The organism is Micrococcus sp., from assembly GCF_034179925.1.
Classification (GTDB): Bacteria; Actinomycetota; Actinomycetes; order Actinomycetales; family Micrococcaceae; genus Micrococcus.
Genome location: NZ_JAXFPG010000045.1, coordinates 22,894 through 43,262, shown reverse-complemented (window position 1 = coordinate 43,262; position 20,369 = coordinate 22,894). Strand labels below are relative to the sequence as shown.

At 73.5% G+C, this 20,369-nt stretch carries 15 protein-coding genes and 1 tRNA gene; 8 read left to right on the top strand and 8 right to left on the bottom strand.

Annotated features, from left to right (window positions below; genetic code table 11):
• Positions 1-164: 164 nt before the first annotated feature.
• The 7 genes from SPI96_RS08910 to SPI96_RS08880 all read right to left on the bottom strand — a co-directional run bounded on the left by SPI96_RS08910 (position 165) and on the right by SPI96_RS08880 (position 8,280).
• Positions 165-1,229, bottom strand: coding sequence for a hypothetical protein (locus SPI96_RS08910; RefSeq protein WP_321082012.1), 1,065 nt, complete (start codon positions 1,227-1,229; stop codon positions 165-167).
• A 170-nt stretch (positions 1,230-1,399) separates the two neighbouring features.
• Entirely contained in the window at positions 1,400-2,125 is a 726-nt protein-coding gene (locus tag SPI96_RS08905) for a dienelactone hydrolase family protein (RefSeq protein WP_321082011.1), read from the bottom strand.
• 89 nt (positions 2,126-2,214) lie between these two features.
• Positions 2,215-4,122: an AMP-dependent synthetase/ligase gene (locus tag SPI96_RS08900; protein WP_321082010.1), complete on the bottom strand. Its 1,908-nt coding sequence runs from the start codon at positions 4,120-4,122 to the stop codon at positions 2,215-2,217.
• A gap of 232 nt (positions 4,123-4,354) precedes the next feature.
• Positions 4,355-5,872 (bottom strand): tripartite tricarboxylate transporter permease, encoded by a 1,518-nt coding sequence (locus SPI96_RS08895; protein WP_321082009.1) that lies wholly within the window; start codon positions 5,870-5,872, stop codon positions 4,355-4,357.
• Position 5,873: 1 nt separating this feature from the next.
• On the bottom strand, positions 5,874-6,482 hold the full coding sequence (locus SPI96_RS08890; protein ID WP_321082008.1) for a tripartite tricarboxylate transporter TctB family protein: 609 nt from the start codon (positions 6,480-6,482) through the stop codon (positions 5,874-5,876).
• Complete coding sequence (locus SPI96_RS08885) at positions 6,479-7,534, bottom strand: tripartite tricarboxylate transporter substrate binding protein (RefSeq protein WP_321082007.1); 1,056 nt, start codon at positions 7,532-7,534, stop codon at positions 6,479-6,481. The genes SPI96_RS08890 and SPI96_RS08885 overlap by 4 nt, the downstream gene beginning before the upstream one ends.
• A 662-nt stretch (positions 7,535-8,196) precedes the next feature.
• Positions 8,197-8,280, bottom strand: a tRNA-Leu gene (locus SPI96_RS08880).
• Positions 8,281-8,528: 248 nt separating this feature from the next.
• Between SPI96_RS08880 and SPI96_RS08875 the strand changes: the two genes are divergently transcribed.
• The 7 genes from SPI96_RS08875 to SPI96_RS08845 are packed head-to-tail and all read left to right on the top strand — an operon-like array spanning position 8,529 to position 19,021.
• Complete coding sequence (locus tag SPI96_RS08875) at positions 8,529-9,467, top strand: FhaA domain-containing protein (protein ID WP_321082006.1); 939 nt, start codon at positions 8,529-8,531, stop codon at positions 9,465-9,467.
• Positions 9,464-10,027: an FHA domain-containing protein gene (locus tag SPI96_RS08870; RefSeq protein WP_321082005.1), complete on the top strand. Its 564-nt coding sequence runs from the start codon at positions 9,464-9,466 to the stop codon at positions 10,025-10,027. The genes SPI96_RS08875 and SPI96_RS08870 overlap by 4 nt, the downstream gene beginning before the upstream one ends.
• Positions 10,028-10,030: 3 nt before the next feature.
• Positions 10,031-11,698 (top strand): PP2C family serine/threonine-protein phosphatase, encoded by a 1,668-nt coding sequence (locus SPI96_RS08865; RefSeq protein ID WP_321082004.1) that lies wholly within the window; start codon positions 10,031-10,033, stop codon positions 11,696-11,698.
• The gene (locus tag SPI96_RS08860) at positions 11,695-13,161 is read left to right on the top strand and encodes an FtsW/RodA/SpoVE family cell cycle protein (protein WP_321082003.1); all 1,467 of its coding nucleotides are present in this window, start codon (positions 11,695-11,697) and stop codon (positions 13,159-13,161) included. Before SPI96_RS08865 ends, SPI96_RS08860 begins: the two co-directional genes overlap by 4 nt.
• Positions 13,158-14,603: a peptidoglycan D,D-transpeptidase FtsI family protein gene (locus SPI96_RS08855; protein ID WP_321082002.1), complete on the top strand. Its 1,446-nt coding sequence runs from the start codon at positions 13,158-13,160 to the stop codon at positions 14,601-14,603. Before SPI96_RS08860 ends, SPI96_RS08855 begins: the two co-directional genes overlap by 4 nt.
• A complete protein-coding gene (locus tag SPI96_RS08850; RefSeq protein WP_321082001.1) occupies positions 14,600-16,714 on the top strand; it encodes a protein kinase domain-containing protein in 2,115 nt (704 codons plus the stop codon). Before SPI96_RS08855 ends, SPI96_RS08850 begins: the two co-directional genes overlap by 4 nt.
• A gap of 45 nt (positions 16,715-16,759) precedes the next feature.
• Positions 16,760-19,021: a protein kinase domain-containing protein gene (locus SPI96_RS08845; protein WP_321082000.1), complete on the top strand. Its 2,262-nt coding sequence runs from the start codon at positions 16,760-16,762 to the stop codon at positions 19,019-19,021.
• A gap of 74 nt (positions 19,022-19,095) precedes the next feature.
• Here SPI96_RS08845 and SPI96_RS08840 read toward each other — a convergent pair whose 3' ends face one another.
• Positions 19,096-19,773, bottom strand: coding sequence for an aminodeoxychorismate/anthranilate synthase component II (locus SPI96_RS08840; protein ID WP_321081999.1), 678 nt, complete (start codon positions 19,771-19,773; stop codon positions 19,096-19,098).
• A gap of 172 nt (positions 19,774-19,945) precedes the next feature.
• On the opposite strand from SPI96_RS08840, the gene SPI96_RS08835 reads away from it, so the two are divergent.
• A complete protein-coding gene (locus SPI96_RS08835; protein WP_321081998.1) occupies positions 19,946-20,272 on the top strand; it encodes a cell division protein CrgA in 327 nt (108 codons plus the stop codon).
• The last annotated feature ends 97 nt before the right edge of the window (positions 20,273-20,369 follow it).

Genomic DNA, 20,369 nt, shown 5'->3' with positions numbered 1-20,369 from the left:
AACGGGAGGTCCGGTGAGCACTCCCGTGTGAGAAACGGGAACCCCCGGCGGATCCGCCCCGCCGAGACGACAGTGGGGGCCGCTGCCCGAGATGGACAGCGGCCCCCACTCGTGTCTCAGCCGCGTGAACGGCAGGCCACCCCGCAGCCACCGGCATCCGGGACTCAGCGCGAACTGCCGCCCCGCCGCCCCCGGGCCACCCCTACGAACGCCTGCACGAGCGGCGAGTCGGCCTCCTTCAGCCACGCCAGGGCGACGTCCCAGCCGGGGTGGCGGGCGCCGTCGTCGTGCGCGGCTCCCTGACCGACGACGTCGGCCCCCGGCTCGGCCGCTCTGCCCGCCTCGATCTCGGCGCGGGTTGCGGCGGCCTCGCGGTCCGCGCGGGACATGCCGACGGTCTCGTCCAGCTCGCAGGCGAGCGGGAGGACCACGACGTCCTTGCGGCCGAACATGCGCGCCACGGACATGGGCAGCACCACGTGGCCCACGCCGGTCGCGGCGATCTCCAGGGCCATGCGCTCTCCGGCGCCAGGCACCTCGGGTGTGTCCATCGGGTTGGGGGCAGCAGCCTCGGTGTGGGGGCCTGTCCCTCCCGTTTCTCGCACCGGAGTGGTCACCGAACCTCCCGTTTCGTCAACGGGAGCGCCCGGAGCATCTCCCGTTTCATCAACGAAAGTGCCCGGAACACCTCCCGTTTCATCAACGGGAGCGCTCGGGGCGGGGGCGAAGCGGGCCGGGTCCAGTTCCTCGTCGGGGTCGAGCTCGCTCAGCGGCACTGGCCCGTCGGCCTCCGCATCCCACGCGGCCAGCAGATGGTCCCGGCCCACGCACACCACGGGCAGCTCCGTGTAGACCGTCACAGCGTGCACGAACCGCGGGTCCACGCCCGCCGCCCGCAGCGTCGCCTCGAACCCGCGCAGGGCCGCACCCACAGCCCGCACGCCGGCTCCGGCCTCGCCACCAGCGCCAACACCAACCTCATCCCCCGGCACGGCACCGGCACCCTCCCTCAGCCACCGCAGGTACCCCAGCTGGGGCAGCGGGTGCAGGGGAGCCCCCGCCGCGTCGTGCCGCAGGTGCAGGGCCTGGGCTGACTCGTCGTGGTTCACCAGCTGAACGGTGCGCTCCCGCGAGGTGAACCGCTGCACCCATGTGGAGGGGGTGGCCCCGGGGATCGTGGCCAGGAACAGGGTCTCCGGCGGAGTCTCCGGGGCAGCGTCAGGACGCACCGCCGCGGACCGCCGGGCGCCCGCCACACCACCGGACCGGCCCGCCACACCCCCGGACCGGCCGGCACCACCGGAGCGGGCGCGGGTGGAGCGCGCGGGCCCCCCGCGGGATGCCTTGCCGGAGGACCTGCCCCGCCCGCCGGAGCCGCCTCGACCGCCTCGTGCCGCGCTCAGCGGACCTTCTCCTTCAGGAATCGCACGGCACGGCCCCAGGCGAGGGCCGCCTCCTCGGGGCGGTGGTTGCCCTGGGGGTTCTCGTCGTTGTGGAAGGCGTGCGGGGCGTCGTAGAAGAAGTACTCCACCTCCGCGCCGGACTCCTCGCGGATCTGCTGCTCCTGCGCACGGGCCTGCTCCGGCGGGAACATCTCGTCCTGCTCGGCGTAGTGGCCCTGCACGGCCGCCCGCACCCCGGCGAAGTCCCCGGGCACCCCCTGGCCCACGCCGTAGAACGGCACCGCTGCGCTGACCCGCTCGCCCTGCTGGGCCGCGAGCGCCAGCACGAACCCGCCGCCCATGCAGAAGCCGATCGCCCCGACCGTCTCCGAGGTGACCTCCTCACGGCTCAGGAGGAAGTCCACGGCACCGCCGAGCTGACGTGCCCCCTCCTCAGCGGGGAGGTTCTCCATCATCTCGCCGGCCTCGTCGCCGTCGTGCGCGATCCACCCGCCGTAGAGGTCTGGGGCGAGCGCCACGAAGCCCTCGGCGGCCAGGCGGTCGCACACGTCCCGGATGTGCTCGGTGAGGCCCCACCACTCCTGGACCACCACGACGCCGGGCCCCTCACCGGAGGCGGGCACGGCCAGGTACCCGTGGCCCTCCGTGGTGCCGTCCCGGGAGGGGTCCTTGTCCGGCAGGGGGAAGGTGATGTTCTGGTACGGGGTCTTGGACGCCATCATGTCCCCCACCCTAGGGCTCCCCCGGACACGGTACGAGGGCTCGTGGGCAGCCACGCCGCCACGCGGCACCCCGCCGCGGCCCCGGCCCCTCAGCGCTTGGGCAGCAGGTGCGCGATCCGTTCGGCCAGAACGGGCCGGCGCAGCTTCTGGGTGGGGGTCAGCAGGGAGGCGAGCTCCGCGGCGTCGGGCAGGAGCACGGAGAATGAGCGCAGCCGTTCCGGGGCGGGGACCTTGGCGTTGGCGGCCTCCACCGCCGCGCCCACCGACTCGCGGATGCGCTGCTCGGTGACCTCGAGCATCCGCTCGGCCCCCTCCTTGAGCCGCCCGGCGGTCTCGGCGCCGCCGCGCAGCCGGGAGGACACCGCCTCCGGCACATGCCAGTCTGGCAGGGCGCGCTGCAGCCAGCTGGCCAGGGCTTCCCGGTCCAGGAGGATCATCGCGGTGGGGTGGGCGAGCCCGTCCCCGATCACCACGGCGTGCCCCACCGCCGGGTGCAGCTCCACCTCCCACTCCCAGGCGGCGGGGTTGATGGTCTTGCCGTTCGAGGTGACCACGACGTCCTTGATGCGGCCGGTCACGGTGAGCCGGCCGGCGTCGTCGAGGCGTCCGAGGTCGCCGGTGCGGAACCACTCGCCGTCGAAGGCGGCGGCAGTCTCCGCCTCGTCCGTGTAGCCGGCGAACACGCCGGGCCCGCGCATCTGGACCTCGCCGTCGTCGGCGATCCGCACGGACATGCCCGGCAGGGGCAGGCCGACGGTGCCGGGCACCACGTCCCCCTCCCGGTGGCCGACCGCGGGGGCGGTGGTCTCGGTGAGCCCGTAGCCCTCGAACACGGTCAGGCCCATGCCGGTGAACAGACGCAGCAGGTCCGGGTCCAGCTTCGCGGCCCCGCAGAGCAGGTGGCTCACCTGGCCGCCGAGCTGGGCGCGGATCCGCCGGTAGAACACGGCCTCGTACAGCACGAGGGCGGCCCGGGTACGCAGGTCCACGGGGCCGTCCTCGCCGAGGATCGCCCGGCCACGGCGCACGGCGGCGGCCCGGGCGCGGCGCCAGAGCCCGCCCAGGCGGGCCTGTTCGGCCTTGTCCGCGGCGGCGGTGTCGATCCGCTCCAGCACGCGGGGCACCACCATCACGAAGGTGGGGCGGATCTGCCCCATCGCGGGCACGGCGGCCTTGGGGTCGGCGACGTGGGCCACGGTCATGCCCCCGTGCAGGCAGATCATCTGCACGGCCCGGGAGAGCATGTGGGCCAGGGGCAGGAAGAGCACGGTGGAGCCGCCGGGGTGCACGAAGCCGCGGTAGGCGGCGGCCACGTTGAGCACCTGGTGCACGAACGAGCGGTGCAGGATGCGCCTGCCCTTGGGGGCGCCGGTGGTGCCGGAGGTGAAGACCACGGTGGCGACGTCGTCCAGGCCGCGGGCGCGCCGGGCCTGCTCCAGGCGGTCCTCGGAGATCCCCTCGCCGAGGCGGGCGAGGGCGCGCAGGTCCCCGGAGGGGGCGTCGTCGAGGGTGTAGACGGCGGAGCCGTGGGGCCCGTGGAGGGCTTCGGGGCGGGCGTCGACGACGTCGCGCAGGGTGGCGGCGAGGGCCGGGTCGCCGGCGAAGGCGGCGCGGATCCCGACGACGTCGGCCACCGCGGCCATCTGGGTGGGTGGGGCGGTGTCGAACAGGGGCACCACCACGCCGCCGGCGTAGAGGACGGCCAGGTCCATGAGGGTCCACTCGTAGCGGGTGGGGGCGGCGATGGCCACGTGGTCGCCGGGCTGGATGCCGAGGGCGATCAGGCCCTTGGCGAGGGCGCGCACCTGTTCCCGGAAGGCGGCGGTGACCGGCCGCCACGGGGAGTCCAGGGGCGCGGCGGGATGGCGGACCTGGAAGACGACCGCGTCCGGGGTGTCCGCGGCTCGCTGCTCGAGGATGTCGGTGACGGTGTGCAGGGCGACGGCGTCGACGAGGGTGGGCATGTCGACGCGCCGGCGTGAGGTGGCGGAGGGCATGCCCCGAGTCTCCCACCTCACGGGGGAGTTCCGCCCCAGGTCATGGACGGGTGGGGACGGATTCGTCCCTCCCAACACTTCGAGCTTCTTCTCCCCAACGCTCCGGGGGCGAAAGTGTCCGGAATTCACGCGGAATAACGGACACTTTCGCCCCCGGAGCGAGGGACCGAGGGGCGAGGGAACGAGCGAGGGGTGGGGCAAGCAGGGGCAGGGCCAGCCGCCGCACGCGGCCTCAGGAGGCGGCACCCTCCCCCACCCCACGGCGACGGCGCACCGCAGCCACCGCGGACACCACCAGCACCAGCGCCAGCAGGCCGTAGATCACCCACGTGATCGGCCCCTCCACGAGCACGCGCGGGTCCCCCACAGAGCTCAGCAGCGCGTTGCGCACGCTGGTCTCCGCCAGCGGTCCGAGCACCATGCCGATCATCAGCGGCGCCACCGGGTACCCGAACCGCCGCAGCAGGAACCCGAGCACGCCCAGGCCCAGCAGGAGCAGCAGGTCGAACACCCGCCCGGAGGTCGCGTAGATCCCGAGCCCGCAGAACAGGGTGATCCCCGCGTACAGGTACGGTGCCGGGATCAGCAGCAGCTTCGCCCAGAGCTGCGCGAACGGCAGGTTGATGATCAGCAGCACGATCATCGCCAGGAAGAAGCTTGCCAGCAGCGCCCAGACCATCTCCGCGTTGCGCTCGAACAGGAGCGGGCCCGGCTGCAGGCCGTACTGCTGGAAGGCGGCCAGCATGATCGCCGCCGTCGCGGAGATCGGCAGGCCGAGGGTCAGCAGCGCTCCCATCGCCATGCCCGTGGTCGAGTTGCCCGCGGCCTCGGGCGCGGCCAGTCCGCGGATGGCTCCGGTGCCGAACTTCGGGTGGGCGCTGCGCGCGTCGAGGCGACGCTCGACGTCATAGGCCAGGAAGGTGGGCACCTCGGAGCCGCCAGCCGGGATGACGCCGAAGGGCACCCCGATCGCGGTGCCGCGCAGCCAGGCCGGCAGCGCCTCACGGAACTCCGCCCTCGTGAGCCAGGGGCGGCCGGCCGAGCGGATGCGGTGGACGTCGCGGTCGCGCCGGATGCGCGAGGCCATGTGGAGCACCTCGCCGAGGGCGAGGACCGCCACCGTCACGGTCACCAGGGAGATCCCGTCGAACAGCTGGGGCGCACCGAGGGTGAAGCGTTCGGTGCCGGTCACCGAGTCCACGCCCACGACGGCGATCCCCAGTCCCAGCACTAGGGACGTCAGCCCCTTGACCGCCGAGTCGGAGACCACCGAGGAGGTGGCGATGAAGGCGAACAGGGCGAGCGCGAAGTACTCGGCGGGGCCGAAGTTGTTGGCGAAGTCCGCCATCACCGGGGCCACGAACACCACGAGGGTCGCGGCGATCATGCCGCCGGTGAAGGCGCCGATGGCCGCGGTGGCCAGCGCCTGCGGTGCCCGTCCGGCCCGGGCCATCGCATGGCCCTCGAAGGTCGAGGCGATCGCGGAGGCCTGGCCGGGGGTGTTCATCAGGATGGCCATGGTCGAGTCACCGAACATGCCGCCGAAGTACACGCCGGAGAACATGATGAACGCCGCGGTGGGGTCCAGGGCGAAGGTCAGCGGCAGCAGCAGCGCCACCGCCATGGAGGAGCCGAGCCCGGGCAGCACGCCGACGGCGGTGCCCAGCAGACAGCCCACGAGCACCCACAGCAGGTTCATGGGGGTGAGGGCTCCGGCGAAGCCCTCCATCAGGAGTCCGAGTGCGTCCATGTCAGAATCCGCCTCCCAGGATGCCCGAAGGCAGGGTCAGGCCCAGTCCCACGTCGAACGCCAGGTAGGTGGCCGAGGACATGAACAGGGCGACGACGACGTCGAAGCCGGGCCGGCGCGAGCCGAAGCCGTGTGCCACACACCAGAACAGCAGGGCCCCGGCGAGGATCCAGCCGAGCCAGGGCAGCAGGAGTGTGAAGGCCAGGAAGCCTCCACCCGTCCAGGCCAGGGCGGCCGGGTCCGAGTGGGTGCGCCAGGTGCGGCCCGAGGAGTCCTCGGGGTGCTCGGGGGTCCGCACCAACGCCACCGTCTGGGCCAGGGCGAGGGCCAGGCCGGCCCAGCCGAGCAGGGTGGGGAAGAACTGCGGGCCGGGGAAGGCTGCGCCGCGGTCGTCCATGGTGGCGGAGCCGACGAGCAGGAAGATGCTCCAGGCGGCCACCAGCAGCGGCATGATCAGGCCGGCCCGGCCGGCGAACCAGGTGCCCGCGCCGATCGGACGGGGGCCGGGGCGCCCGACGTCGGCCCGCGCGTCGTGCGTGGCGGGGCGCCTTCCGGTGGGGTGGGGCCCGATCCCGCCGGGGGCGGGGCCGGTGGCCGAGGTGGTGCTCATGATCCGATCTCCTCGTACAGGCCGCGGATGCGGTCGATCTCGTCCTGGACGAACGTGTCCATCTCCTCGTCCTGCAGGGGGACGGCGCGCCAGTAGTTGCGCTCCACGGTGGCCTGCCATTCGGGGGTCTGGACGGCCTCGGCCACCACCTCCTGGAGCTGGTCGATCTGCTCGGCGCTCAGCCCGGGCGGGGCGAAGAGGGCACGCCAGTTCGTGAGGGTCACGTCCAGGCCCTGCTCCCGCAGGGTGGGGACGTCGAGACCCTCGAGGCGCTCTTCGGAGGCCACCCCGAGCACGCGCAGCCGCCCGGACTCCACGTGGGGGTACATGTCCGCGACGCCTCCGGTGGCGGCCTGGACGGTGCCGTTGAGCATGGCCTGCACCACCTCGCCGCCGCCGTCGGCGGGGATGAAGGTGATGGCCGAGGGGGGAACGTCGGACTGGACGGCGATCTCGGTGACCACGAGCTGGTCGAAGGAGCCGCCGCCGGACCAGGCGAGGGCCTGGGGGTTGCGCTTCCAGGCCTGCACGAGTTCGGCCATGTCCTGGTAGGGCGAGTCGGCGGGGACGACGACGAGGTCGTACTCCTCCACGACGCGCGCCACGGGTTGCACGTCCTGGATCTTGGCGGGGGTGTTCTTGTCGATCTGCGCGGCGATCTGCCCGGTGCCGCCGACCATGAGCACGTTGGGCTCGCTCATCTGGGAGAGCTGGCCCAGGCCGATGGTGCCGCCGGCGCCGGGGATGTTCACCACCTGCACGTTGTTCACGATCTGGTTGGCGCGCAGGGTCTGCTGCATCTCCCGCTGGAAGGTGTCCCAGCCGCCGCCGGCTGCGGCGGGGGCGATCAGGGTCATGTGGGAGCGCACGTCCGTGCCGGAGGTGGCGGACTGCACGGAGAAGAACACGGCGATGGCCACGACGACGGCTGCGAGCGCGGAGAACACGGCGGAGCCGACGCCGAAGCGGCCGGACCGGGTGTGCAGCCCGTGCAGGTCCAGGGTCTGGGTCTCGGTGCCCACGGAGTGGCCGTCGCGGGAGGTCTCGGGCACGAGGAGGTGAGGGGCTGTCTCGGGTGGGAGCCCGCCCGGTGGGGGCGCGGAGGACGGCCGGGAGCCGGTGGGATGTGCCATGCACGGACCTCATTCTGTGAATGTGATGCGAGAGTTCCAGTCTCTCAGAGATCCGACCCGTCCCGCGGTTCGAGACGTCCCCGAGCACTCCCCTTCCATACGCTCCGAGTCCCTCCCCCAGCGCTCCCCCCATACGCTCCGGGGGCGCAAGTGGCCGGAATTCGGGTGGAATAACGGCCACATTCGCCCCCGGAGCAAAGAGAGTGGGGGTAGTCGGCGGCAAGCCTGAGAACCGGGGAGCCCGAGAGCCCGAGCACCATGGCCAGCCCGGGAAGCACGAAGGCCCCGGTCGACTCTTCCGAGTCGGCCGGGGCCTCCTGTGCGGTGGGCCGTTTGTAGGACGCTCTGGGCCATGATCGGCCCGATGTTCCCGGCTCCGAAGTCCACGGGTCGACTCCCGCTGGATCGACGCCTCGTGGCCGAGGCCGCCGCGGAGCGCTTGCATACCGGAGCGTCGAAGGTGCCGCCGGCCCCGCCGTCGGGGCACGAAGAAGCCCCCGGGAGTCTCTTCCGAGGCTCCCGGGGGCTTCCAGGTTGGAACGTACAAACCGTTCCTTGGCCGTCTTACAAACGGCCCGCGGTGCGCGAGGGGGGACTTGAACCCCCACGTCCTTTCGAACACTGGCACCTGAAGCCAGCGCGTCTACCTATTCCGCCACTCGCGCGAGCGGCTCGCCTCCAGCGCGGTCCGGTGGAACCGGAGCATTGCCGCAGGCAGCGAGGAACAGCCTACACCCGCGCCCGCGCCAGCCGCAAATCCGAGCCCCGACTCGGCGCTCTCACCCGCCCGCAGCCGCCCTCGTCCGGCCCGCGCGTCGTCCCCACCCGGCCCGCTCCCAGCCGCCTCCCACCCTCGGCGGGGCCGCCGGACCGTAGTATCGGGGGCGACGATCCCTCGGAGAGGAGCCCCGGCGTGGGACTTCTGGACACCCTGGAGCGCGGCATCGAGAAGGCCGTGCGCTCCGCTTTCTCCGCCGGTGGCGCGCGTGCCGTGAAGCCGGTGGAGATCGCTCATGCCCTCCGGCAGGCGATGGACACCGAGTCCTTCACCCTGTCCGAGGGCCACACGGTTGCGCCCAACGACTTCACCGTCCTCTTCTCCGGCCCGGACTTCGAGCGCGCCCGCCTGTGGGGTGCGGCGCTGGCCACCGAGCTGTGCGACGAGGTCATCCGCCATGCCCAGAGCCAGGGGTACGCCCTGCCGGGCTCGGTGCGGGTCGCCTTCCACGCTGACGGGTCCCTGCGCCCTGGGCGCATCGAGGTCCAGGCCAGGCTCGACGACGGCGCCTCGCCCACCGCGGATTCCGCGCCGACGCCGGTCCCCACCTCCCAGGGGGGGCCCCGCCCCGCCGCCCCGCGCCAGACAGCCCCGCAGGCCGCCGCCCCGACCCCCACGCCGGCACCGGCGCACTCGCGGCCCCCGCGGCACCAGGCCCCTTCGCATCAGAGCCCTCCGCAGCAGGCGCCTGCGCGGCCGGCGCATCCGGAGGTCCCGCGCCCGGCGTCGTCGGACCAGGCCACCGTGGTGCTGCCCCGCGGCGGTGCGGACCCGGCCCCGGCCCTGGAGTTCCACGGGGCGCTGCACCCGCTGGCGGTGGGGGACTCGGTGCTGGGCCGCTCGGCCGAGCGCGCGGACATCGTGGTGCCGGACTCCTCGGTCTCCCGCGAGCACCTGCGCCTGATCCGGGTGGGCTCCACGGTGACGCTCGTGGATCTGGGCAGCCGCAACGGCGTCGTCGTGAACGGACGCCGCGTTGACGGCTCCGTCACACTGCGGGAGGGTGATCGCATCACCGTGGGCCAGACCGACCTGGTCTTCCATGCCACCGGGACCGGGAGGAGAAGGGCATGAACGAGCTGGCCGTCGCCGCGCTGCGCCTCGGGCTCCTCCTGGCGCTGTGGATCCTCATCGTCTCGATCGTCATGGCGCAGGGGCGCGACCTCGTGGTCGGACGCCGCAACAAGACGCGCCTCGAACAGGCCCAGCGCGACGCCGCCCTGGTCACCGCGGTGCCTGCGGCCGGCTCTGCGCTGGCTGCCTCCCGGCCGGTGCCGGCGTCGTCCGCTGCAGCCCCGCCCCGGACGGCCACCGCAGCGACACCCACGGTGCCGGCCCCGCGCCTGGCGCGCACCCTCGTGGTGCTGGAGGGCCCATTGGCCGGGCATCGGGTGGACCTGAACGCCTCCCCGCTGCTGCTGGGCCGCGCCCAGGACGCGGACCTCGTGCTCGTGGACGACTACGCCTCCGGCCGGCATGCGCGCCTGTTCCCGCAGGGCACCCGCTGGTTCCTGGAGGATCTCGGCTCCACGAACGGCACCTATGTGGACGGTTCGCCCGTCTCCCGTGCCCTGCCGGTGGGCCCGGACTCGACCATCCGGATCGGCAAGACCGTGATGGGGCTCGAGGCCTGATCCATGCCCTACGTCCTCCACTACGCCGCCCGTTCCGACGTCGGCCGTGTCCGCGCCAAGAACGACGACTCCGCCTACGTGGGCCGTCACCTGGCCGTCCTCGCGGACGGCATGGGCGGGCATGTGGGCGGTGACGTGGCCAGCGCCTCGGCGGTGCTGGACCTCGCCCACCTGGACGACGTCGGCTACGAGGACCCGGCCACGGTGCTGCCGGACGAGATCCAGAACGCGAACCTCGTGCTGAACGAGCTCGTGCACGCGAACCCGAAGCTGGCCGGCATGGGCACCACCTGCACGGCGGCCCTGCTGGCGGGCACCACCCTGCACATGGCGCACATCGGGGACTCCCGGGCGTACCGCGTCCGCGGGGGCCAGATGTCCCAGGTGACCCGGGACCACACGTTCGTGCAGCGGCTCGTGGACGAGGGCCGGCTGGACCCCGCCGAGGCCCAACACCACCCGAACAAGAACGTGCTGATGCGGGTGCTCGGGGATGTGGACGCCTCTCCGGAACTGGACGTGTTCGCGGTGGCGGTGGAGCCCGGGGAGCGGTGGCTGCTGTGCTCGGACGGGCTCACGGATGTGCTGTCCACGGCACGGATCGAGGAGATCCTCACCGGCGCGGAGAGCCTGGATGCGGCGGCGGAGGCCCTGGTGGAGCGCACTCTGGCCGGCGGGGCACCGGACAACGTGACCGTGGTGGTGTTCGAGATCGCCGAGGCCACCGCGGAGGAGCTGACCCCGGCCCAGCACGTGCACCTGAGCGAGGAGGCCCTCGCGGCGGCACATCCGGCGGAAAGGGGGCCGGTCTCCGGGCGCCTGCTCCGTGAGGACCTCGACGCCCGCCCCCATGTGCTGGTGGGTGCGGCGGACTCGGCAGTCCGCACGGACCGGATCCCGGTGGTCACGCGCAGCTCCACGCGGCGTCGGGCCGCCGTGCTGCTCGGGGAGAGCCCGGTGCCGGAGAACCGCCCGCGCCGGACCGCCGGGGCCCCTGTCGCCGCGGCCCTCGCCGATGAGGCCGTGCAGCCGTCCTCTGCCGCAGGCTCCCCGGCCGAGGGGGAGGGCGCGGCGGGCGCCGACGGTGGGCAGGCCGACGTCGTCGTCTCCCAAGAGCGGGCCGGGGCTGAGGGGCAGGGCACACCGGCAGCCGCCGACACGGCCTCGAGCGCCGGCGGCCCGGGCGCGGAGGCGGACACCGCCGGCAGCCCCCGCCCTGAGGTCCTCCCCGTGCGGCCGGTGGAGTACCGCCGCGGCTGGTTCTTCCCCGTGTTCACCGCCCTGCTGGCACTGTTGCTGGGTGCGGTGGTGCTGTGGGGCTACCTGTGGACCCAGACCCAGTACTACGTGGGCGAGGACGCCGGCACCGTGGCCGTGTACAAGGGGGTGCCGCAGCGGCTGGGCCCGCTCGAGCTCTCCCATGTGGACCGCCGCACGGACGTGTCCGTGGACGCGTTGCCGCCCTATGCGCAGGAACGGGTGCGGGACGGCATGGCCGCCCGGGACCTGGACCATGCCGAGCAGATCGTCGCCGAGCTGGAGGGGTCCCTGGCCCCCGACCACTCCCCTGCCTCCCCCGAGGCCCCCACACCATCGAGCACACCCACACCCACCAGGGCCCCTGCGCCCTCGGGAAGCCCCGCACCCACTGAAGGGAGCGCGCGCCCATGACCGACGTGATCTCCCCCTCCCGCCCGCGCCGCACCACGGAATTGATGCTGCTGCTGGCGGCCATCGGGCTCGGGCTGGGCGCAGACCTGCTCGGGGTGCTCAGCACCACCGGATCGGTGGAGGCCTCCGCAGTGGTGCCCCTGTGCGTGCTCGGCGGCGCGGCCCTGCTGCTGCACGTGGTGCTGCGGGTGCGCGCCCGGTACGCAGACCCGTTCATCCTGCCGATCACCGTGCTGCTCAACGGGCTCGGGATCGCCGTGATCCACCGGCTCAGCGCGGACACCGCCGCAGCCACCCCACGCACCCAGCTGGTGTGGTCGGTACTGGCGGTGCTGGTGGCGGCGGCGCTGGTGACCCTCGTGCGGGACCACCGCCTGCTGCGCCGCTGGCCCTACGTGTTCCTCGGGCTCTCCGGCCTGCTCCTGCTGCTGCCGCTGATCCCCGGGCTCGGCCTGGTGGCCAACGGTGCCCGCATCTGGATCAACCTGGGCGTGGGCACCTTCCAGCCCGGCGAGATCGCCAAGATCACGCTGGCGATCTTCTTCGCCGGGTACCTCTCGGCCAACCGGGACCTCATCCTCCTCGCGGGCCGGAAGGTGGGCCCGATGACGTTCCCTCGCGCCCGGGACCTCGGCCCGCTGCTGGCGGCCTGGCTGGTGGCCCTGGGGGTGTTGGTGTTCCAGCGGGATCTCGGCTCCGCCCTGCTGTTCTTCGGCATGTTCATGGCGATGCTCTACGTGGCCACGTCCCGGGCCTCGTGGATCCTGCTGGGCCTGGCCCTGGTGGGGGCCGGTGCCGTGCTCGCGTTCCTGTTCATGCCGCATGTGACGGCCCGGTTCGAGATCTGGCTCAACGCCTTCGACCCGGAGATCTACCGCCGGGACTTCGGCGGCTCCTACCAGGTGGTGCAAGGCCTGTTCGCGATGGCCTCGGGCGGCCTGATGGGCACCGGCTTGGGTGCCGGGAACCCCACCCAGGTGCCGTTGTCCTTCTCGGACATGATCCTCGCGGCCATCGGTGAGGAACTCGGGTTCGTGGGCCTGGCCGCCGTCCTGGTGCTGTACCTGCTGCTGGTGACCCGCATGGTGCGTGCGGCTCTGGGCGTGCGGGACGCGTTCGGCAAGGTGCTCGCCGCAGGGTTGGCGTTCACCATGGCCTGGCAGATCTTCGTGGTGATGGGCGGAGTCACCCTGGTGCTCCCGCTGACCGGCCTGACCACCCCGTTCCTCGCAGCCGGTGGCTCCTCGCTGCTGGCCAACTGGATCATCGTGGGGCTGCTGCTGCGGATCTCGCACGCCGCGCGTCGTCCCGCCGTGGTGGAGGGCATGGTGAACGCCTCCGGCCCGGGGGCGGGACACCTGGACCCGGGCGCCGAGCTGCCCGCTCCGGCGCACACCACGGGCCCCACGCAGGCCACCGCCCCGGCCCACGCCGAGGCGCCCCGAGGAGGTGAGACGCGGTGAACGAGGCGATCCGACGCACCTGGCTGGTGATGGCCGCGATGTTCCTGGTGCTGGCCACGGCGGCCTCGGTGATCCAGGTGGTGGCCTCGGACGCGTTGAAGGCCAACGCACTGAACTCGCGGCAGATCTACCTGGAGTTCGGCGCCCCGCGCGGGCCGATCCTCGTGGACGGCGCGCCGATCGCCGAGTCGGTGCCCTCGGACGACGCCTACACCTACCAGCGGGTGTACAGGGACTCGGAGCTGTACGCCCCGCTGACCGGGTTCTACTCGCTCACCTACGGCACCGAGGGCCTTGAGCGGGAGATGAACGACGCCCTCGCCGGCACCCCGACCTCCCAGTTCGTGGATCGGGCCATGGAGATCATCACGGGCTCCACCCCGGAGGGCGACCAGGTGGAGCTCACCCTGGACCCGCAGCTGCAGCGCCTGGCCTACAGCCTCATCCCGGACGGCGTCCGCGGGTCGATCGTGGTGACCGAGCCCTCCACGGGGCGCATCCTGGCGATGGCCTCGAAGCCGAGCTTCGACGCGAACGGGGTCTCCTCGCACCGCTCCTCCCAGGCCCAGGCGGCCATGGCGGAGATCGACGCCGTCCCCGGGGCGAGCGCCTACCTGAACCGCCCGACCGAGCAGACGGTCTCCCCCGGTTCCACGTTCAAGCTGATCGACCTCGTGGCGATGCTCGAGTCCGGCAGGTACAGCCCGGACGACCAGCTGGACGTGCCCACACGGTGGACTCTGCCGGGTACCACCACCCAGATGGGCAACTTCGCAGGCGGCCGATGCGACGCCGTCGGGCGGGCCAGCCTCACATGGATCCTGGCGAACTCGTGCAACACCCCATTCGCGCAGGCGGCCGTGGAGCTCGGGCAGGACCGCATCCGCCAGACCGCGGAGCGGTTCGGGTTCAACGAGGAGTCCGCCATGCCGCTGCCGGTGGCGGCCTCACGCTTCCCGGAGGATCTCGACGACGCGGCGCTGGCCCAGTCGGCGATCGGCCAGCGGGACGTGCAGGCCACGGCGCTGCAGATGAACACGGTGGCGGCAGCCATCGCGAACGGCGGGGTGGTGATGCGGCCGGAGCTGGTGGAGGCCGTGCGCCGCCCGGATCTGACGATCGCCCAGCAGTTCACCCCGCACGAGCGGGGGCGGGCGATGGAGGCGCGCGTGGCCGAGCAGATCACGGCGATGATGGTGGAGACCGTGGAGAGCGGCAGTGCCGCCGGCGCCCGGTCCGACCGGGTGCGGATCGCCGCCAAGACCGGCACGGCGCAGATCGACGGCACGGACCGGGTGCACACCTGGATCACGGGCTTCGCGCCCGCGGAGAACCCGGTGGCCGCGGTGACCATGGTCATCGAGGACCACGACATGAACGACGGACACACGACAGCGGTGGAGAGCATGCAGAGCATCATGGAGGCGGTGGTCGCAGAATGAGGCCGACATCGGGCATCACCCTGGGAGGCCGGTACCAGCTGACCGATCGCATCGCGATCGGCGGCATGGGTGAGGTCTGGAAGGCCCGCGACAAGGTGCTGGGCCGCCTCACGGCCGTGAAGATCCTCAAGGAGGAGTACACGGGCGACCCGAACTTCCTGCGCCGCTTCCGCGCGGAGGCCCAGCACACCGCGCTACTCAACCATCCCGGGGTCGCGAACGTGTACGACTACGGGGAGGAGAAGGGCTCGGCCTACCTGGTGATGGAGCTGGTGCCCGGCCAGCCGCTCTCGGCCATCCTCGAGAAGGACTCCACGCTCTCCCCGGACCGCACGCTCAGCATCATCCGGCAGACCGCGGCCGCGCTCTCCGCCGCGCACGCCCAGGGCCTGGTGCACCGCGACGTGAAGCCGGGCAACCTGATGATCACGCCCTCCGGCCGGGTGAAGGTCACGGACTTCGGCATCGCCCGTCTCGCCGACCAGGTGCCCCTGACCGCCACCGGCCAGGTGATGGGCACCGCCCAGTACTTGGCGCCTGAGCAGGCCACGGGCCAGCAGGCCACCGGGTCCTCGGACATCTACTCGCTGGGCATCATCGGCTACGAGGCCCTCGTGGGGCACCGTCCGTTCACGGGGGAGTCGCAGATCGCGATCGCCCTGGCGCAGGTCAACGATGCCCCGCCGCCGCTGCCGGAGTCCGTCCCGGCGCCGGTGCGGGCGCTGATCATGTGCATGCTCTCCAAGGATCCGAAGGAGCGGCCGTCGGATGCCACTGCGCTCTCGGAGGCCGCTGAGGCGCTGCGCCTCAAGGATGTCCCGGGTGCGGTGACGGCGGTGCCCGCCCTCGGCGTGTTCCTCGAGGATGAGGGCCTGTCCTCTTCCGGGGACGACGACGCCGCCACCACCGTGCTCGGCACCGCACCTCAGCTGGGGGCCGGCTCCCGGCCCGCGCCGGGGGAGGCCGCGCCAGCCACGGCGGCGATGCCGGTGACTCCCGAGGCCGCAGATCCGGGTTCCTCGGGCAGCCTGGCCGGTCTGGCCGGTGTTGGCGCCGCCGGTGCCGCGGCTGCGGCCGGCGCTGCGGGGGCGACCGACCCGGGTGCCGGTGCGTCCGAGCCGGAGGGCGTGGCCGCGCGTCGTGAGGTCCGGCCCATCACCCGTCCCACCCCTGTGCCTTCTTCCCCGGACGGCACGGGCCGGCGGCCGCGGAACCGGTGGCCGCTGTTCGCACTGCTGGCGCTGGTCGTGTTCGCACTGGTGGGCGCATTCCTGCTGCCGTGGCTCACCCGGGACGGGGCGGGGCCGGGCGAGCCGGCGCCGTCGCCCACGGAGTCCACGGGTTCGGCGATCACCGTGGATGCGGCCGCCTACACCGGGTGCCCGGCCTCCGAGGTGCGTGCCGAGCTCGAGCGCCTGGGCCTGACGGTCCAGGAGGAGCGTCGGGACGACTCCCACCCGGAGGGCACCGTGGTAGAGGTCAACCCCACCGGAAGCCTGCAGCGCGGGGACACCGTCACCCTGGCCGTGTCCACGGGCATGGGCACCGTGCCGGCGGACCTGGTCGGCCACCCGGTGGACACCGTGACCACCCTGCTGCGCGAGCGCGGCTTCTCCGTGGACCGTGTGGACGACCCGCAGGCCTCCGGGGCTGAGGGCGAGGTCGTGCGGGTGGTGCCCGGTGAAGGTGAACGCCACCGGTATGACACCCCCGTGCAGGTGATCGTCGCGACTTCCGGTGGGGCCGGGTCGGCCACCCAGCCGGCCACCCTGGCTCCCACGCAGGCCCCGTCCGCTGAGCCCTCGGCGGCCCCCACGGAGCCGACCGCACCGACCTCCGAGGCCACCTCCCCGGCCCCGGAGGAGCCGACGTCGGCCCCGGCCGACCCGACCCCCGGCCAGGGCGCGGAGCCGGGCACCACTGACCCGGGCCCGGGAACGGACCCGGGCGCTGCAGACCCGACCGGCCCGGCGTCCACCACGGACCCGGGTGCCACGGAGTCCCCCGGCGCGCCCTCCCCCGGCGGCGCGGACGCCTCGGCCGCAGACCCGACCCCCGCCGACCCCGCCTCCCCCACGGCGGGCGACACCGAGCCGACTCCCGCCGGCTGAGTCTCCCGAACCGAGCACAGGCACCCAGGACCCAGGAGCGGACGCATGCCCCAGCAGCGCATCCTCCACGACCGCTACCGCGTGGACGACATGATCGGACGCGGCGGGATGGCGGACGTCCTGCAGGGCACGGATCTGCTCCTGGACCGCACCGTGGCCATCAAGATGATGCGCCCGGACCTGGCCCGGGACCCGCAGTTCCAGGCCCGATTCCGCCAGGAGGCCCGTAGTGCCGCCGCCCTGAACCATCCGGCGATCGTGGCGGTGTACGACACCGGCACCGCCACCTTGGAGGACGGCCACCACCACCGCGTGGACTGCCCCTACCTGGTGATGGAGCATGTGGACGGCCGCACCCTGCGCGAGCTCATCCACGAGGGCGAGGTGACCTGGCGGCAGGCGGTGGACTGGACGCGTGGGCTGCTCTCGGCGCTCGAGCACTCCCATGAGCAGCGGATCATCCACCGGGACGTGAAGCCGGCGAACGTGATGGTCACTCGCTCGGGTGCGGTGAAGGTGATGGACTTCGGGATCGCCCGGGCGCTCTCGGACACCTCAGCCCACACCGAGCACACCCAGGCCGTGGTGGGCACGGCCCTGTACATCGCCCCGGAGCAGGCGCAGGGCCAGCGGGTGGACGCCCGGTCGGACCTCTACGCGGCCGGGTGCCTGCTGTTCGAACTGCTCACCGGCCGGCCCCCGTTCACGGGGGACAGCCCCCTGGCGGTGGCCTACCAGCATGTGCGCGAGGAGCCCCCGGCGGTTTCGGCGGTAGACCCCACGCTCCCGCCGGTCTTCGACGCCCTGCTCGACCGCGCCCTGCGCAAGGACCCGGCCGAGCGCTTCCAGAGCGCCGCGCAGTTCCGGGAGGCCCTCGACGACGCCGCCGCCCGGGCCGAGGCCGGGGAGACGGGCGCGTCCTCCGGGGCGGGGGGCGGAGTCATGGGCGGTGCCGGCATTGTGGGGGGTGCCGGCGTCGTGAGAGGTACCGACAGGGCCGACAGTGCTGACGGTGCTGACAGGGCCGCCGCGGAGCAGTCCGCGGACCGTCGCCCCGCACCGGAGGCGGACACCCCCACCTCCGTGCTACCCATGGTCGACGCCGGCCCCTCCGCCGGGGCGTTGGCGGCCTCCGCGGCCCGGGGGGAGACCGCGGCCCTGCCGGCCGTGCCGGAGCCGCCGGTCTCGCCCAGCCACGCGGTGGCCGGGGCCGCCGTGCCGGGCTCGCCGTCCGCGGCGCAGCTGGCCGCCGCCGCCTCCGTGGAGGCCGCGCCCACGGGGAGCACCGCCGTGGTGACCGGGGCGCAGCCGGTGGTGGCACCGCCGTCCTCCGGGCCGCGCCCCGCGCGTCGGGGGCTGCTGGCCCTGGTGGTGCTGCTGGCACTGCTGGCCCTGACCGCCGGCCTGTTCCTGCCCCGCCTGTGGGACCCGGGCCAGGAGGAGGTCGAGGTGCCCCAGGTGGTGGGCCTCAGTGTGGACGCCGCCGAGGAGGCTCTGCAGTCGGCGGGGCTGGACTCCCACACCGTGGAGACCGTGCGCCCCGGCGCCGCCCCGGGCACCGTGGTGGGGGCGGACCCGGGCGAGGGCACCCCGGTGCACCCGGGCACGGACGTCGAGCTGACGGTGGCGCAGTCCGGTGCAGACGTGGTGCTGCCGGGCACTCTGCGGGGCACCCCGGAGGCGACGGCGCGTCAGGAGCTGGCGCGCCTGGGCCTGCGGGTGGCCTCCGTGGACTACCGGCCCTCCGGGGATCTGGCCCGCGGGGACCTCGTGGGCACGGAGCCCGCGCTGGGCACCACGGTGCCCGCCGGGTCCGGGGTGGTGCTGCACCTCTCCGACGGCACCGTGGACGTCCCGGACGTCACCGGCATGACCGGCGCGGACGCCCGCCGGACCCTGCGCGATCAGGCCCCGGACCTCACGGTGCGGTTCCAGGGGCCGGCCGGCTCGGACCCGGAGACCGGTGTGGTGGCCCTGCAGGATCCGCGGCCGGGCGTGCGGGTGGACAACCGCTCCACGCTCACCCTGATCACCTCCCCGGAGGCGGTGCCGACGGCGGCGGCGACCGCCTCGTCCGTGCCGACCGTCGGTCCGGTGGTGGAGGACCCCGCCCCGGCACCGGAGGCGCCCACGCCCTCACCGGCCCCCGCGGAGCCCTCGGCCCTGCCGGTCGACCCGGTCCCGACGGCGGAGCCGGCCCCCTCGATGACCCCCGCCCCCGTGCCGGTGGTGACGCCCACGGCCCCGGGGCAGCGGATCGCCCCGTCCTGGCCCGAACCCTCGATCGAGCCGGTGCCCACCATCTGAGCGGGGCCGGCGGCCCCTCGAGGGTCAGCCGTGCTGCCGCACGGGGTTCTCAGCCGCGCTGACGCACCGGGTTCTCAGCCGCGCTGACGCACGAGGGGACTGAGTGTGGCCCCGTGGGCCGCGGCCCCGGTGAGCCCGAGGGACTCCAACCAGTTGCCGAGCATGCGGTGGCCGCCCTCGGTGAGCACGGACTCGGGGTGGAACTGCACGCCCCACAGCGGCGCGGTGCGGTGCGCCAAGCCCATCACCACGCCGTCGTCGGTCTCCGCGGTGATCTCCAGGACGGACTCGTCCACGGTGTCCCGCACAGCCGCGAGGGAGTGGTACCGGGTGGCGGTGAATCGGGTGGGCACACCCGCGAACATGGGGTGATCGCCGTGCCGCACGGTGGAGGTCTTGCCGTGCATGAGGGACTCGGCGTGGGTCACGGTGGCGCCGAAGGTCTCGGCGATCGCCTGGTGGCCCAGGCACACCCCGAACACGGGGCGGCCGCCGTCGGCGGCGGAACGGATGAGGTCCAGGGACACCCCGGCCTCTGCGGGGGCCCCCGGGCCCGGGGAGACGAGCACGCCGGTGTGCTCGGCGGCGAGCTCCAGGGCGCGTTCGGCGGTGACGTCGTCGTTGCGGATCACCGTGGTGCGGGCGCCGAGCTGCTCGAGGTAGCCCACGATGGTGTAGACGAAGCTGTCGTAGTTGTCCACGACGAGCACGGACACGGGCCGGGCGGTGCCCTCCGGGCGGCTGGTCTCCATGGCGGTCTCCCCTCCCGCCGAGCGGCGGCCGGATGCTTACACTGGCCCGGGCGGCGACCCTCGGCGCGGTGCACCTGGACCATCCGCCCTGGTCCTGCAGGATACCCCGCGGCGCCCGCCCTCCCCCGACCCCGTTCCGCCCGTCCGCCGGGCCGCTCGAAGGAGAACATCCGTGGCTTCCTCCGCCTCCGACCATCGCAAGGACTCGGCCCGCCGCAAGCGGGCCCGGCTCGAGTCGGAGCTGCGCGGCCGCCGGGGGCGCCGCCGCCCCTCGGTGACCACGGAGGTGGGCGGTGAGGCCGCCTCCGGCCCGGCCCCACTGCCTCGCTGGTACAAGGCCGTGATGTTCGGCCTGCTGATCCTCGGCCTGCTGTGGGTGGTGACGTACTACCTCACCCAGGGCCTGTTCCCCGTGCTGCAGTGGGGCGGTTGGAACATCGCGGTGGGCCTGGGCATCGCGATGCTCGGGTTCATGATGATGACCCGCTGGAGCGAATGACACCCGTGTGATTCTCCACAGCGGTGGACAACCCTGTGGAGAACTCCTTCCGCGTTCCACCGGGCCGAACGGCGTTGTCCCCGGCGTTGTCCACAGG

Excerpts from the sequence above, each read along its gene's own strand:
- SPI96_RS08860 (WP_321082003.1), top strand. The coding sequence starts at position 11,695 with ATGACCGACGTGATCTCCCCCTCCCGCCCGCGCCGCACCACGGAATTG.
- SPI96_RS08870 (WP_321082005.1), top strand. The coding sequence starts at position 9,464 with ATGAACGAGCTGGCCGTCGCCGCGCTGCGCCTCGGGCTCCTCCTGGCG.
- SPI96_RS08890 (WP_321082008.1), bottom strand. The coding sequence starts at position 6,482 with ATGAGCACCACCTCGGCCACCGGCCCCGCCCCCGGCGGGATCGGGCCC.
- SPI96_RS08840 (WP_321081999.1), bottom strand. The coding sequence starts at position 19,773 with ATGGAGACCAGCCGCCCGGAGGGCACCGCCCGGCCCGTGTCCGTGCTC.
- SPI96_RS08895 (WP_321082009.1), bottom strand. The coding sequence starts at position 5,872 with ATGGACGCACTCGGACTCCTGATGGAGGGCTTCGCCGGAGCCCTCACC.
- SPI96_RS08865 (WP_321082004.1), top strand. The coding sequence starts at position 10,031 with ATGCCCTACGTCCTCCACTACGCCGCCCGTTCCGACGTCGGCCGTGTC.
- SPI96_RS08845 (WP_321082000.1), top strand. The coding sequence starts at position 16,760 with ATGCCCCAGCAGCGCATCCTCCACGACCGCTACCGCGTGGACGACATG.
- SPI96_RS08905 (WP_321082011.1), bottom strand. The coding sequence starts at position 2,125 with ATGATGGCGTCCAAGACCCCGTACCAGAACATCACCTTCCCCCTGCCG.
- SPI96_RS08850 (WP_321082001.1), top strand. The coding sequence starts at position 14,600 with ATGAGGCCGACATCGGGCATCACCCTGGGAGGCCGGTACCAGCTGACC.
- SPI96_RS08900 (WP_321082010.1), bottom strand. The coding sequence starts at position 4,122 with ATGCCCTCCGCCACCTCACGCCGGCGCGTCGACATGCCCACCCTCGTC.